The sequence below is a fragment of the Streptomyces sp. NPDC001027 genome, assembly GCF_040299045.1.
In the GTDB taxonomy this organism is placed as follows: domain Bacteria; phylum Actinomycetota; class Actinomycetes; order Streptomycetales; family Streptomycetaceae; genus Streptomyces.
Map to the genome: position 1 here is coordinate 1 of NZ_JBEPBI010000209.1, position 13,781 is coordinate 13,781.

Here is a 13,781-nt window from a genome sequence, read left to right on the forward strand (position 1 = left end):
GGCTGCGAAGCCCGCGAAGGCTGCGAAGCCCGCGAAGGCTGCGAAGCCCGCGAAGGCCGCGAAGGCTGCGAAGGCCGCTGTCAGGAAGCCCGAGTCCCGCACCGCCCTCGTCCGCCGCGCTCGCCGTATCGACCGGGAGCTCGCGGAGATCTACCCCTATGCGCACCCCGAGCTGGACTTCGTCAATCCGTTCCAGCTGATCGTCGCCACGGTCCTGTCCGCACAGACCACCGACCTGCGGGTGAACCAGACGACTCCCGGCCTCTTCGCCGAGTACCCCACCCCGGAGGACCTGGCCGCCGCCGACCCGGAGAAGGTGGAGGAGATCCTCCGCCCCACCGGTTTCTTCCGGGCCAAGACCAAGGCGGTGATAGGCCTCTCCAAGGCCTTGGTGGAGGAGTTCGGCGGGGAGGTCCCCGGTCGGCTGGAGGACCTGGTGAAGCTGCCCGGAGTGGGCCGCAAGACCGCCTTCGTGGTGCTGGGCAACGCGTTCGGCAGGCCCGGGATCACCGTGGACACCCACTTCCAGCGGCTCGTACGGCGCTGGCAGTGGACCGAGCAGACGGAGCCCGAGAAGATCGAGACCGAGATAGCGGCGCTCTTCCCCAAGAGTGAGTGGACGATGCTCTCGCACCACGTGATCTTCCACGGCCGCCGCATCTGCCACGCCCGCAAGCCCGCCTGCGGCGCCTGCCCCCTCGCCCCCCTCTGCCCGGCGTACGGAGAGGGGGAGACGGACCCGGAGAAGGCGAAGAAGCTCCTGAAGTACGAGAAGGGCGGCTTCCCCGGCCAGCGGCTGAACCCGCCCCAGTCCTACCTGGACGCCGGCGGCAGGCCGGCCCCGCCGCTGGGGGCCGGATGACGAGAGGGCTGACGGCCGCGGGGCCCACCGACGTGCGGCGGACGGGGCCTGACCAGCTCTCCGCCGTGGTGGCGGCCGAGGCGAGGTCCGAGCGGCGTTCCGTCGCTGCGGCGGCGGCCGGGGCGGACCCCGAGCGCTCCGCTGCCGCCGTGGTGGTCGAAATGGGCCCCGTGGAACGATCTGCCGGTGTTCGGGCGTTGGACTCGGCAGAACGGGGGGTGGTGTGGCGATGAGGCGAGCGAGCGATACCCAGGGCGGTTCGGTGACGGTCAGCAAGGAGGGCCTGCCGGGCTGGCTGGACCCGGTGGTGCGCGCCGTGGAGACCGTGCAGCCTCCCCAGCTGAGCCGCTTCCTCCCCCCGGCGAACGGCGCGGGGCGCCAGTCGGCCGTCCTGATCCTGTTCGGCGAGGGCGACCGGGGCCCCGAGCTGCTGCTCATGGAGCGGGCGAGCTCCCTGCGCTCCCACGCGGGCCAGCCCTCCTTCCCGGGCGGCGCCCTCGACCCGGAGGACGGCGACCCGCACGGCGACGGGCCGCTCAGAGCCGCTCTGCGCGAGGCGGAGGAGGAGACCGGGCTCGATCCGTCCGGCGTCCAGCTCTTCGGCGTGCTGCCCAAGCTGTACATCCCGGTCAGCGGCTTCGTCGTCACCCCGGTGCTCGGCTGGTGGCGTGAGCCGAGCCCGGTGGGCGTCGTCGACCCCGGCGAGACGGCCCGGGTCTTCACGGTCCCCGTGGCGGATCTCACGAATCCGGGCAACCGGGCCACGACGGTGCATCCGAGCGGCCACCACGGCCCGGGATTTCTGGTCGAATCGGCCCTTGTGTGGGGGTTCACGGCCGGCGTCATCGACCGATTGCTGCACTTCGCGGGCTGGGAGCTGCCCTGGGACCGCGAGAAGCGGGTCCCGCTGGACTGGCGGTCATGACAGGGTGAGCCCCGTGAATGTGCTGGACATCCTGTTGCTGGTCGCCGCCCTCTGGTTCGCCATCGTGGGTTACCGCCAGGGCTTCGTCGTCGGCATCCTGTCGGTGATCGGCTTCCTGGGCGGCGGTCTCGTCGCCGTGTATCTGCTGCCCGTGATCTGGGACGCGCTGACCGAGAACTCCGAGGTGAGCACCACGGCCGCCGTCGTGGCCGTCATCGTGGTGATCGTCTGCGCCTCGATCGGTCAGGCGCTCACCACCCACCTCGGCAACAAGCTGCGCCGGTACATCACCTGGTCCCCGGCCCGCGCGCTCGACGCGACGGGCGGCGCGCTGGTCAACGTCGTGGCGATGCTGCTGGTGGCCTGGCTGATCGGCTCCGCCCTGGCCGGCACCACCCTGCCGACCCTCGGCAAGGAGGTCCGCAGCTCCAACGTGCTCCAAGGGGTGTCCCGGGCGCTGCCCGCCCAGGCCGACACCTGGTTCGCCGACTTCTCCTCCGTCCTCGCGCAGAACGGCTTCCCCCAGGTCTTCAGCCCGTTCTCCAACGAGCCGATCACCGACGTCCGGCCGCCCGACCCGGCATTGGCGAACAGCGCGGTGGCCAAGCGCGCCCAGCGCTCCATCGTCAAGGTCATGGGCACCGCGGAGAGCTGCGGCAAGGTCCTGGAGGGCACCGGCTTCGTCTTCGGCGAGCGCAGGGTCATGACCAACGCGCACGTCGTCGGCGGTGTCGACGAGCCCACCGTCCAGATAGGCGGTCAGGGACGCAAGTACGACGCCACGGTCGTGCTGTACGACTGGAAGCGCGACATCGCGGTTCTGGACGTGCCGGATCTCGACGCGCCGGCCCTGCGCTTCGCCACCGAGGACGCGGCGAGCGGCGACAGCGCGATCGTCGCCGGCTTCCCGGAGAACGGGGCGTACGACGTCCGGGCCGCGCGGGTGCGCGGGCGCATCACGGCCAACGGCCCCGACATCTACCACCGCGGCACCGTGCAGCGCGACGTGTACTCGCTGTACACGATCGTCCGCCAGGGCAACTCCGGAGGCCCGCTCCTCACCCCCGACGGCAAGGTGTACGGGGTGGTCTTCGCGAAGTCCCTGGACGACGCCGACACCGGCTACGCCCTCACCGCGGACGAGATCCAGCAGGACATCTCCACGGGACGTACCGCAGGCCAGCAAGTCGACAGCGACAGCTGCGCCCTCTAGCGCCGCGACCGGAAGGGGTTCACCGGCCAGACGGCTCGGCGAACCCTTCCGCGGCCGCGGCGACGGCCGGGCTTTCCCGTCCTACGAGGCGGTACGCGCTTGAGGTGTGGTCGCTTCGGCGCGGGGGCTCCCAGGGCCGCCCGCGGTCTGCGTCAGCCTCGAGGGTGGCGCAGGCGTACCGAGACCCAGCGGGCCCGGCGGCGCAGGATGCGCGGAATGCCCACCCGGAGATCGGAATCCGGAAGTTGCGGGTCCGAGCCTCGTCGGTGGGGGCTCAGGCCACTGGCCGAGCGGCGGTTGCGTCCTGCGTCACTGTAGTCGTGCGTCCAGCCCATACCCGGACGTCTGCCCCTGCCCCAAGGTCGATAACCGCCCCGGGAGCCGCCAATTGGCCTATGCGTCAGGCATTTGGCCGATCGTCGTACAGGTGTGCCGAGTCGGATGGCAGGGCGCGGCCGAACGGTGTACCGATCGCGATCGAACGGTCACCGGTCGGGTTCGGGATCCTTCAGCCAACTGACCAGTTCGGTGGAGAAGGCGACCGGATCCTCCTCGTGCGGAAAGTGCCCGAGTCCGTCGAACAGCCTCCAGCGGTACGGCGCTTCGACGTACTCGCCGGAACCGGCCGCACTGCGGGTGCGCATCACCGGATCGAGGGAGCCGTGCAGATGCAGCGTGGGCACCCGCACCGGCCGCTTCATACGCCGGTAGAACTGGACGCCGTCCGGACGCCCCAACGAACGCACCAGCCACCGGTACGGCTCGACGGAGCAGTGCGCGGTGGACGGGATGCACATCGCGCGCCGGTACGTGTCCACCGCGTCGTCCTCCGGCAGCCGCGGCCCGGACCAGTCCCGCATCAGCCGGCCCACCAGCTCGCCGTCGTCCGCGGTGAGCTGCCGCTCCGGAATCCACGGCCGCTGGAACCCCCAGATGTGGGAGCTCGCGGCGGTCTGCCGGACGTCGGCCAGCATCGCCGAGCGCCAGCGCCGGGGATGCGGCATCGACGAGACCGCCAGTCTCCGCACGAGCTTGGGACGCATCACGGCCGCCGTCCACGCCAGGTAGCCGCCGAGGTCGTGGCCCACCAGCGCGGCGTCCGGCTCGCCCAACGAGCGGATCACGCCGGTGATGTCGAGGGCGAGGTTGGCCGGGTCGTAACCGCGGGGCGTGCGGTCGCTGCCGCCCACGCCCCGCAGGTCCATCGCCACGGCCCGGAAGCCGGCGCCGGCCAGCGCGACCAGTTGGTGGCGCCACGTCCACCAGAACTGCGGGAAGCCGTGGACGAGCATGACGAGCGGACCGTCGCCCGCCTCCGCGATGTGGAACCGCGCGCCGTTCGCGGCGACCTCGCGGTGGGTGACCGGCATGCCGAGGACCGCGTCCGGCCGTACGAGCGAGGCGGGCGGGGGCGAGGGAAGCGCGGGGTCCGTCATGACGACGAGCGTGCCACAGCCTCGAGGGACTCCGGCGCCCGCTCTAGGGGCAGCTCGGGCCGCGGGTGCGGCTTGGCGTTCTGCAGGACGCCCGCCGTCTCCTTCATGGACGCGGCCACCTTCTGCGGGCCCTTGCCCTTCTGCGCCTTCTTTGCGAAGACCACGCCGATCAGCACCAGGACGACCGCCAGCAGCACGTTCGCCGCGAAGGACAGCAGGAAGCAGACCGCGAGGTTCCAGTCGCTCCAGGTCCGGATGCCGTACGCCAGGGCGAAGTTCAGCATCGGCAGGGAGAACACCAGGACCGCTCCGGCCACCGAGAACGCCCCGCCGCTCACTGCGCCGCGCTTGACGTCCTGCTTCAACTGCGCCTTCGCCAGCGCGATCTCGTCGTGCACCAGCGCCGACAATTCGGTCGTCGCCGAGGCGAACAGCTGGCCGATGCTGCGTTCGGCGCCGACCGGGCTGCCGTCGGGTGCGCTCATCGCGTTCTCCCTCTCCTGCTGCTCTGTGTGTCCGGGTTCCGGTCCGGGCTCCGGGTGTCGATGGCCGGGGCGTCGGATGCCTTCTCGGCATCGTTTCCGGCATCGCTTCCGGTTTGTTTTCCGGTTTCGTTCCCAGGTTCTTTTGTACCGTCCCGTCAGATCATGCCGGACGGGCGCCGTCCTCGCCTGCCCCGCCCGGCACTTCGGCAAGCCCGTGGCGCGCGTCGGCGTCCTCCTGGGCGATCCGCCGGCTGATCTCCTCGGCCGTCCGGCGGTGTTCGGCGGCCTTGCGGTCGTGGATCTCCGCCATCCGCAGGTGGTACGCCGGATCGTCCTGCTCGTAGACGTCGGGGATGCCGTCGAGGTCGTCGTCGCGCTCCTCCGTCTCGCACATCCGGCGGTACCGGGCGTTGCGCAGCTTCAGCAGCACCGTCGCCAGGGACGCCGCGATCAGCGAGCCGATCAGGACCGCGGCCTTCGCCTCGTCGGTCAGGGCCGCGTCGCCGTCGAAGGCCAGCTCCCCGATCAGCAGTGAGACGGTGAAGCCGATGCCTGCGAGGGACGCCACGGCGAAGACGTCCGCCCAGGCCAGGTCCTCGCTGAGCGAAGCCCCGGTGAAACGGACGGTCAGCCACGTCCCGCCGAAGATGCCGAGCGTCTTGCCGACCACGAGGCCGAGCACGACGCCCAGCGTCTCCGGCCGGCCGAACACATCCGCGAGGGCGCCGCCCGAGAGGGTCACTCCGGCGCTGAACAGGGCGAACAGCGGGACCGCGACCCCGGCGGAAAAGGGCCGCACGAGGTGCTCGATCCGCTCGCCGGGGGAGCGCTCCTCGCCGTCGCGCGTCGTGCAGCGCAGCATCAGCCCCATGGCGACGCCGGCGATCGTGGCATGGACGCCGCTGTTGTACATCAGCGCCCACACGGTCAGCGCGAGCGGCAGATACACGTACCAGCCGCGTACGCCCCAGCGCAGCAGCAGCCAGAAGACGACGAGCCCCGCGACCGCGCCGCCCAGCGCGGCGAAGTCGATGGTGCTCGTGAAGAACACCGCGATGATCAGGATGGCGAAGAGGTCGTCGACGACGGCGAGGGTGAGCAGGAAGGCGCGCAGCGCGCTCGGCAGCGAGGTGCCGATGACGGCGAGCACGGCGAGCGCGAACGCGATGTCGGTGGCCGTGGGCACGGCCCAGCCGCTCATGTCGCCGCCGCCCGTGAGGTTCGTGAGCGTGTAGACGAGCGCCGGCACGACCATGCCGCTCAGCGCCGCCGCGACCGGGAGCGCGGCGGCTCTCGGGTCCTTGAGGTCACCGGCGACGAGTTCTCGTTTGAGTTCGATGCCGGCGACGAAGAAGAAGACGGCGAGGAGGCCGTCGGCCGCCCAGTGCTCCACGGAGAGATGGAGTCCGAGAGCCTCGGGACCGAGGTGGAAGTGGCTCACGCTCTCGTAGGCGTCGTGCAGGCCGGGTGCGTTCGCCCAGATCAGCGCGGTCACGGCGGCCACGAGCAGAAGGACCCCGCCGACGGTCTCGGTGCGCAGGGCGTCCGCGACGAAGTTCCGCTCGGGCAGCGATAGCCGCCCGAACGACTTGCGGGGGCCTGGGGCCGGGGGGCGGGCGGCGTTCACGGGGAGACCTCCGGTCGGTGGGCAGGGCTGACCACATGCCGACCAGACTTCCCGGCGCACCTGAGGTTCACGTTCCTTACTGAGCCTACCCACGGCCCGGCGGGACGCATCAGGAGCAGCATGCGGCTCCCCGTTTCTCTCCCCCTCCCCCCGAGCCTGCGGGCCGCCCGGGCGGGAGGGCGCGTGGGCGCGCGAAGGGCCGTCCGGCGCAGCGCGCGCCGGACGGCCCTGTGGAGAGCGTGTCCGCGAGGGCCTCGGAGCAAGGCCGCCGCCCTCGGGGGCTCAGTCCTCGCTGGGTGCGGCGGGGAGCTTGGCCTGAATGAGGTCCATGACCGTGGAGTCGGTCAGCGTGGTGACGTCACCCAGCTGCCGGTTCTCCGCCACGTCCCGCAGCAGCCGGCGCATGATCTTGCCGGAGCGGGTCTTCGGCAGCTCCGCGACCGGCAGGACGCGCTTCGGCTTGGCGATCGGGCCGAGCGTGGCGCCGACGTGGTTGCGCAGGTCGGCGACGAGGTGCTCGTCCTCCGCGTTCGCCGTGCCGCGCAGGATGACGAAGGCGACGATGGCCTGCCCGGTCGTCTCGTCCGCGGCGCCCACGACGGCCGCTTCGGCGACGGACGGGTGGGACACCAGCGCGGACTCCACCTCGGTGGTGGAGATGTTGTGACCCGACACCAGCATCACGTCGTCGACGCGCCCGAGGAGCCAGACGTCGCCGTCGTCGTCCTTCTTCGCTCCGTCGCCCGCGAAGTACCTGCCCTCGAAGCGGGACCAGTACGTGTCGAGGAACCGCTGGTCGTCGCCCCAGATGGTGCGCAGCATCGACGGCCACGGCTCGGTCAGGACCAGATAACCGCCGCCGCCGTTCGGCACCTCGTTGGCCTCGTCGTCGACGACGGTCGCGGAGATGCCCGGCAGCGGCGTCTGCGCCGACCCCGGCTTCGTCGCCGTCACACCCGGCAGCGGCGAGATCATCATCGCGCCGGTCTCGGTCTGCCACCAGGTGTCCACGACGGGTGTGCGGTCGCCCCCGATGTGCTTGCGGTACCAGACCCACGCCTCGGGGTTGATCGGCTCCCCGACCGAGCCCAGCACGCGCAGGCTGCCCAGGTCGAACTTCGCGGGGATGTCGTCGCCCCACTTCATGAACGTGCGGATGGCGGTCGGCGCCGTGTACAGGATGGTGACCCCGTACTTCTGCACGATCTCCCAGAAGCGGCCCTGGTGCGGAGTGTCGGGCGTGCCCTCGTACATGACCTGCGTCGCGCCGTTGGCCAGCGGCCCGTACACGATGTACGAGTGGCCGGTCACCCAGCCGACGTCGGCGGTGCACCAGTACACGTCGGTCTCGGGCTTGAGGTCGAAGACCGCGTGATGGGTGTACGCGGTCTGCGTGAGGTAGCCGCCGGAGGTGTGCAGGATGCCCTTCGGCTTACCCGTGGTGCCGGAGGTGTAGAGGATGAAGAGCGGGTGCTCGGCCTCGAACGCCTCGGGCGTGTGCTCGGCCGGCTGCCGGTCGACGACCTCGTGCCACCAGACGTCCCGGCCCTCGGTCCAGGCCACTTCCTGGCCGGTGCGCCGCACCACGAGGACGTGCTCGACGTTGTCCACGCGCGCGACGGCGTCGTCGACGGCCGGCTTCAGCGCGGACGGCTTCCCGCGCCGGTAGCCCCCGTCGGACGTGATGACGACCTTGGCGTCCGCGTCCTGGATGCGGGTGGCCAGTGCGTCCGCCGAGAAGCCGCCGAAGACGACGGAGTGCGCTGCGCCGATCCGGGCGCAGGCGAGCATCGCGATCGCCGTCTCGGGGATCATCGGCATGTACACCGCGACCCGGTCGCCCTTGCGAACTCCCAGCTCCAGCAGGGCGTTGGCGGCCTTGGACACCTCGTCCTTGAGCTCGGCGTAGGTGAGTGCGCGGCTGTCGCCCGGCTCACCCTCGAAGTGGATGGCGACCCGGTCTCCGTTGCCGGCCTCCACGTGCCGGTCGACGCAGTTGTAGGCGACGTTGAGTTCGCCGTCCTTGAACCACTTGGCGAACGGCGGGTTCGACCAGTCCAGCGTCTCGGTCGGCTCCTTGGCCCAGGTGAGCCGACGGGCCTGCTCGGCCCAGAAGCCGAGCCTGTCAGCCTTGGCCTGCTCGTACGCCTGCGCCGTGACGTTGGCGTGGGCCGCCAGCTCCGCGGGCGGCGCGAACCTGCGCTCTTCCTTGAGCAGGTTGGAAAGTGAAGGAGACTCGGTCATGCGCCGCCACTCTCCTTCCCCAGCAGGTTGGCCAGGCTTTCGTTGTTCACGACATCTCCCTCTCGAAGGGTGTCCGTGTCCGTTGTGTCCCAGGCCACAGCTCATCAGACCCGAGGGGCCGGTGACAAGGGCCGACGAATAATTGGTTTAGACCTGTCCCGGCGGGTCGAGCATCCCGGGTCCGGTGCGGGTGCGGTGCGGGTGCGGTCGGGACGAGGGTCGGTGTCGGCTGCGGGTCGGGGTGACGGGAGGTGCTCGCCCTGCCGCGGTGGGTCAGGGGTCATCCGTACCCACGGACACGGAGCGGAAGGAGTTCAGCAGGTGTAACGCCTCTCACACCAGCCAGCCCCCTCTCCGCCGCGACCGTTGCCCTCCCGTCCGAGTCCGGAGGGGCAGCGGTGCGCGGTGCGTTGAACGAGGCGCTGTCGAGATCTGCGCGTCGGGACTCAGGCGGACACGTCCGTCACCCCTACGTGGTCGAAGACTTCGCCTCCGCCCTGCCCGGCCCCGGTGAGCAGATACGTCTGGGCCTCGCCGACATGGAAGTACAGGCCGTGCAACTCCAGCGCCCCGGCCTGCAGCGCCCGGGCCACGGACGGGTGTGTCCGCAGGTGCTCCAGTTGCTGGACGACATTGGTCAGGCACAGCTGCTCGACCGTGTCCGCCGCCGCCCGTCCGGCCAGCCGGGCAAGCGGCCGGCTGTCGTCGGCCATCCGCTCCAGGCTCGGCACGCCGTGCCGCAGCCACCGTCGCAGCGGCGTGCGCGCCGCGCCGGGCTCGCAGGTGAGCAGTGCCTGCATGGCCCCGCACCCCGAGTGCCCGCACACCGTGATGGACCGCACGTTCAGCACGTCCACCGCGTACTCGATCGCGGCGGCCACCGAGTCGTCCCCGCTCTCCTCGCCGGGGGACGGCACCAGGTTGCCCACGTTGCGCACCACGAACAGATCGCCGGGACCACTGGAGGTGATCATCGACGTGACCAGCCGCGAGTCGGCGCAGGCGAGGAAAAGCTGGGACGGCTGCTGCCCCTCCCGTGCCAGTCGAGCCAGCTCCCCCCGCACCAGCGGCGCGGTGTTGCGCTGGAACGCGCTGATGCCGCGGACGAGCCGACGTGCGCTCGGCTCGGACGTCCTCGGCTCGCTTCCGCTCCCGAACCTCGTGCCTCCGGCTCCGCCGGCGCCGGCACCGGCGGAGGCGGACCGTTGGGCCCCGGCGACCTCGTGGCCGTCGGCCCTCTTCCCGGTACGGGCAGAGGCGGCGTCGCCGGACATGCGGCCGACCTCGGGAGCCCCGCCGACCCCGGAGGCCCCCTCGACCCCGGACCGGACCCCGTCGGACCCGGCTTCGACCACCGATCCGTCGGATTCGGCGGCGGGCGCGGCGCCGTGCACCGATTCGCCGTGCTCGTGTCCGCCGTGCGGCGGCGCCTCGTGCCCGGGTTCGTGGTGCGCCGGTTCTCTGTGCCGCCCGAACCGCCCGAACCGCCCGAACCGCCCGAACCGCCCGAGCAGCCAGAACCGCCTCACCGGCTCACCGGCCGGCTGTGTCGGCTCCGAAGTGCCGGGCTCGGCGTTCGATCCGTCGCCCGAGCCGCCGTCGGCGTCGCTGCCGCCACCCTCGTCCAAGGACACCCGAGCGGAAATCGGCTGCTCGCACTGGTGGTTGCGCCATGGCGTCCAGGGTCGGCAGCGGCAGTCGGCGAGGGCAGCGCCCACTTCCTGCCCCTCAGCGACGCCTTCGTCGGCGGCGGGCTCGAGGATTCTGCCCCCGAAGGCGGAGCGCCGGCCGGTCAGATGGACGGAGCCGCCGTGTGCGGTGTGCGTCTTCTGCCAGTGCTGCAGTGACTCGTACGCGGCGTGATCCATGAAGGATCCGTCCAACTCGACCACGGCATGGGTGCTTTGGGGGACGAGGTGCAGCATGCGGCTGAGCCGCGGCACGGCGAGGAACGTCAACTGGCCTCTGACCTGTACGTGATGGACTCCTTCCTTCTCGTGGTGCGTGATGCGGGTGCGGGCCAGGCGGTGCAGGGCCACCGCGACGGCCACGGCGATGCCGAGGGCCACGCCCTCGAGGACTCCGAGGACGACCACTGCGAGGGTGGTGACGGCGTACACCAGCACCTCTCGGTGGCGCGTCACCGTGCGAATGTGGTGCAGGGACACCATCTGGATGCCGACGGCCATCACCAGGGCGGCGAGTGAGGCGAGTGGGATGAGATCCAGGATCGGGACCATCAGCAGCGCGGCGACTACTACGAGAACGCCGTGCAGCATCGTGGAGTTCCGGCTCACGGCGCCGGCTCGGACGTTCGCCGAACTGCGCACGGCCACACCCGCGACCGGGAGTCCGCCGAGCGCGCCGGAGACGATGTTGGCCGCGCCCTGGCCGAGCAGCTCACGGTCCAGATCGGAGCGGCCGACGCGGGCGGAGCGGGAGCCGAGCAGTCCGGGACGGGTGGCGATCATCTTGTCCACGGCCACCGCGCCGAGCAGCGACTGGACACTGCAGACGAGCGTGGTGGTGAGCACGGCGGCCACCAGCCCGAGCACCGGCCCCTCGGGCAGCCCGGCCAGGGCGTGACTGCTCCAGGACGGCAGGTCGACCTTCGGCAGGGTGAGGCCGGCGAGCGCGGCCATGGTGGTGGCGCCGGTGACCGCGACCAGTGCGGCGGGCACCTTGTTCAGCAGGCGGCCCGGGCGGCCGGGGATACGCGGCCAGAGCAGCAGCAGAGCCAGGGTCAGCGCGCTCACGACGACGGCCGCGGGGTGCAGATGGGCCAACTGGGGCGGCAGACTGCGAAGGTTGTCGAGGACGGAGCTCTGCGGGTTGCCGCCGAGGACGACGTGGAGTTGGGCGACGGCGATGGTGACGCCGATGCCGGCGAGCATGCCGTGCACGATGGCGGGGCTGACGGCGAGGGCCGTGCGCGCCACGCGCAGACAGCCGAGGCCCAGCTGGGCGAGTCCGGCGAGGACGGTGATGGCGCAGGTCGTCCGCCATCCGTAGCGCTGGATGAGATCGGCGGTGACGACGGTCAGGCCCGCTGCGGGACCGCTGACCTGGAGCGGCGAACCGCTGATCCAGCCGGCGACGATCCCGCCCACGGCGGCGGCCACGAGGCCGGCCTGCAGGGGCGCGCCGGTGGCCAGGGCGATGCCGAGGGACAGCGGGAGGGCGATCAGGAACACCGCGATGGAGGCGGACACATCGGCGCCCGCGACGCGGAAGCGGCGACGAGGGGGCGGTGGCGGACTGTGGGGCTGTTGGACGTGCTCGGTGCGCGTCGGGTGGGCGGTGGTGCGGGTGGGGACGCAGGCGGACATGGTTCCCGTCTCCTCCGGGGCAGCGCGGTCGCGGAACTGGTGGTCCCCCGGCTGTGGCGGGGGTGGTCGCGGCCGTGGGTCACGGCGTGCAGCGGCGGGATGAATTTCAACGCTCGGTAAACGAATCGTAATGCAGAGTAAAGGTCAAGCATGGATTTTTGCGGCAAATAGGGCAAGAGATCGCCTGAAAGGGTGAAGTGGTCTTTTTGTCGGCTTGTCGTATTAATTCCTTTTCGGGCTCGTGCGATCTTGACGGCGCCGTCGGCTCGTTCCGGCGCGTCGTCAGAGAACGCCGTCGTCGGCGTTGGCCGAGAGAAGGAAGAAGGTGGGCGGATGGCCGCCACCCAGAGGATCGCCGCAGGCGCAGTGGTCGCCGCGGCCGTAGCAGCATCGCTCGCCGGTTGCGCCGCGGGAACCGGTGGTTCCCACGGCTCGGAGGAAGGGGTTTCGGGGGCGGAGAAGGCGAAGCCCGCCCCGGCGCCCAAGAGCCTCGTCAGGCTGATCGGCGACGGTTCCACCGCCTACACCGGAGCACAGCCCCATCTGCCCAGGGCCGAACGCCTGAAGCCGGGCCAGAAGCCGCCGCAGTTCGTGGTCTTCTCCTGGGACGGCGCCGGCGAGGACAGCCAGAAGCTGTTCTCCCACTTCCGCAAGGTCGCCAGGGACAACCACGCGACCATGACCTACTTCCTCAGCGGCGTGTACATGCTGCCGCAGGAGAAGGCCGACCTGTACAAGCCGCCGCAGCATTCGCCGGGCCGCTCGGACATCGGGTTCAACGACGAACAGGGCATCGCCGCCACCGTGAAGCAGCTGCGTCTGGCGTGGCTGGAGGGCAACGAGATCGGCACCCACTTCAACGGTCACTTCTGCGGCAGGAACGGCGGCGTCGGCGAGTGGTCCGTCGAGGAGTGGAAGGACGAGATCGGCCAGGCCAAGCAGTTCGTCAAGACCTGGAAGAGCAACACCGGCTTGAAGAAGGCGGCCCCGCTGCCCTTCGACTACGACAAAGAGCTCGTCGGCGCGCGCACGCCCTGCCTCGAAGGCCAGAAGAACTTCATGACGGCCGCGCGCGAGCTCGGCTTCCGCTACGACACCAGCGGCGTCAACAACCAGGTCTGGCCCGGCAAGAAGCAGGGTCTGTGGGACCTGTCCATGCAGCTCGTGCCCTTCCCCGGCCACCGCTACGAGCAGCTCACCATGGACTACAACTACATGGTCAACCAGTCCGGCACCGCCACCCAGGGCGACCGGGCCAAGTTCGCCTACTGGGGCGACCAGATGCGCGAGAGCCTGCTCAAGGGCTTCGACCGGGCCTATGACGGCAACCGCGCACCGCTGATCATCGGCAACCACTTCGAGTCCTGGAACGGCGGAACGTACATGCGCGCCGTCGAGCAGGTCGTCGAGCACGTCTGCAACAAACCCGACGTGCGCTGCGTGTCCTTCCGGCAGCTCGCCGACTGGCTGGACGCCCAGGATCCGGCGGCCCTCGCCAGGTTGCGCACCCTGGACGTGGGCGAGGCCCCCAAGCAGGGCTGGGCGTCCTTCCTCTCCGGCCGCCCGGCTCCGGCCCCCAAGGGCGTGCCCGGGGCGCCGGCGGCGAGGCGGTAGCGGACGAGGATCATCGCCGCGGACCGGCGCAGGCACCGGTGCCAGC

The 13,781-nt window shown here is 71.0% G+C and carries 10 protein-coding genes; 4 read left to right on the forward strand and 6 right to left on the reverse strand.

Annotated elements, in window-relative coordinates:
• From nth to ABT300_RS34205, 3 genes are all read left to right on the forward strand, one after another.
• Window positions 1–862 (forward strand): endonuclease III (nth, locus tag ABT300_RS34195; RefSeq protein ID WP_351684161.1); only part of this gene is annotated, 862 nt, incomplete at its 5' end.
• A 229-nt stretch (window positions 863–1,091) separates the two neighbouring features.
• Window positions 1,092–1,787 carry an NUDIX hydrolase gene (locus tag ABT300_RS34200; RefSeq protein ID WP_351684164.1) on the forward strand — a complete coding sequence of 232 codons (696 nt, stop codon included), beginning with the start codon at window positions 1,092–1,094 and terminating at the stop codon, window positions 1,785–1,787.
• A 13-nt stretch (window positions 1,788–1,800) separates the two neighbouring features.
• Window positions 1,801–3,000: a MarP family serine protease gene (locus ABT300_RS34205; RefSeq protein ID WP_351684167.1), complete on the forward strand. Its 1,200-nt coding sequence runs from the start codon at window positions 1,801–1,803 to the stop codon at window positions 2,998–3,000.
• A gap of 152 nt (window positions 3,001–3,152) precedes the next feature.
• Here ABT300_RS34205 and ABT300_RS34210 read toward each other — a convergent pair whose 3' ends face one another.
• The 6 genes from ABT300_RS34210 to ABT300_RS34235 form a co-directional block, all read right to left on the reverse strand.
• A complete protein-coding gene (locus ABT300_RS34210; protein ID WP_319275651.1) occupies window positions 3,153–3,335 on the reverse strand; it encodes a hypothetical protein in 183 nt (60 codons plus the stop codon).
• A gap of 150 nt (window positions 3,336–3,485) precedes the next feature.
• Window positions 3,486–4,436, reverse strand: coding sequence for an alpha/beta fold hydrolase (locus ABT300_RS34215; RefSeq protein WP_351684171.1), 951 nt, complete (start codon window positions 4,434–4,436; stop codon window positions 3,486–3,488).
• The gene (locus ABT300_RS34220) at window positions 4,433–4,921 is read right to left on the reverse strand and encodes a phage holin family protein (RefSeq protein ID WP_351684174.1); all 489 of its coding nucleotides are present in this window, start codon (window positions 4,919–4,921) and stop codon (window positions 4,433–4,435) included. The genes ABT300_RS34215 and ABT300_RS34220 overlap by 4 nt, the downstream gene beginning before the upstream one ends.
• Window positions 4,922–5,081: 160 nt before the next feature.
• Window positions 5,082–6,548, reverse strand: coding sequence for a Na+/H+ antiporter NhaA (gene nhaA / locus ABT300_RS34225; RefSeq protein ID WP_351684177.1), 1,467 nt, complete (start codon window positions 6,546–6,548; stop codon window positions 5,082–5,084).
• A 282-nt stretch (window positions 6,549–6,830) separates the two neighbouring features.
• Window positions 6,831–8,792, reverse strand: coding sequence for an acetate--CoA ligase (gene acs / locus ABT300_RS34230; RefSeq protein ID WP_351684180.1), 1,962 nt, complete (start codon window positions 8,790–8,792; stop codon window positions 6,831–6,833).
• A 446-nt stretch (window positions 8,793–9,238) separates the two neighbouring features.
• The gene (locus tag ABT300_RS34235) at window positions 9,239–12,121 is read right to left on the reverse strand and encodes a SulP family inorganic anion transporter (protein WP_351684183.1); all 2,883 of its coding nucleotides are present in this window, start codon (window positions 12,119–12,121) and stop codon (window positions 9,239–9,241) included.
• A gap of 333 nt (window positions 12,122–12,454) precedes the next feature.
• Between ABT300_RS34235 and ABT300_RS34240 the strand changes: the two genes are divergently transcribed.
• A complete protein-coding gene (locus ABT300_RS34240) occupies window positions 12,455–13,735 on the forward strand; it encodes a polysaccharide deacetylase family protein (RefSeq protein ID WP_351684186.1) in 1,281 nt (426 codons plus the stop codon).
• Window positions 13,736–13,781: the final 46 nt, after the last annotated feature.

Coding starts and splice junctions, on each gene's coding strand:
- ABT300_RS34200 (WP_351684164.1), top strand. CDS start 1,092: ATGAGGCGAGCGAGCGATACCCAGGGCGGTTCGGTGACGGTCAGCAAG.
- ABT300_RS34210 (WP_319275651.1), bottom strand. CDS start 3,335: ATGGGCTGGACGCACGACTACAGTGACGCAGGACGCAACCGCCGCTCG.
- ABT300_RS34215 (WP_351684171.1), bottom strand. CDS start 4,436: ATGACGGACCCCGCGCTTCCCTCGCCCCCGCCCGCCTCGCTCGTACGG.
- ABT300_RS34220 (WP_351684174.1), bottom strand. CDS start 4,921: ATGAGCGCACCCGACGGCAGCCCGGTCGGCGCCGAACGCAGCATCGGC.
- acs (WP_351684180.1), bottom strand. CDS start 8,792: ATGACCGAGTCTCCTTCACTTTCCAACCTGCTCAAGGAAGAGCGCAGG.
- ABT300_RS34235 (WP_351684183.1), bottom strand. CDS start 12,121: ATGTCCGCCTGCGTCCCCACCCGCACCACCGCCCACCCGACGCGCACC.
- ABT300_RS34240 (WP_351684186.1), top strand. CDS start 12,455: ATGGCCGCCACCCAGAGGATCGCCGCAGGCGCAGTGGTCGCCGCGGCC.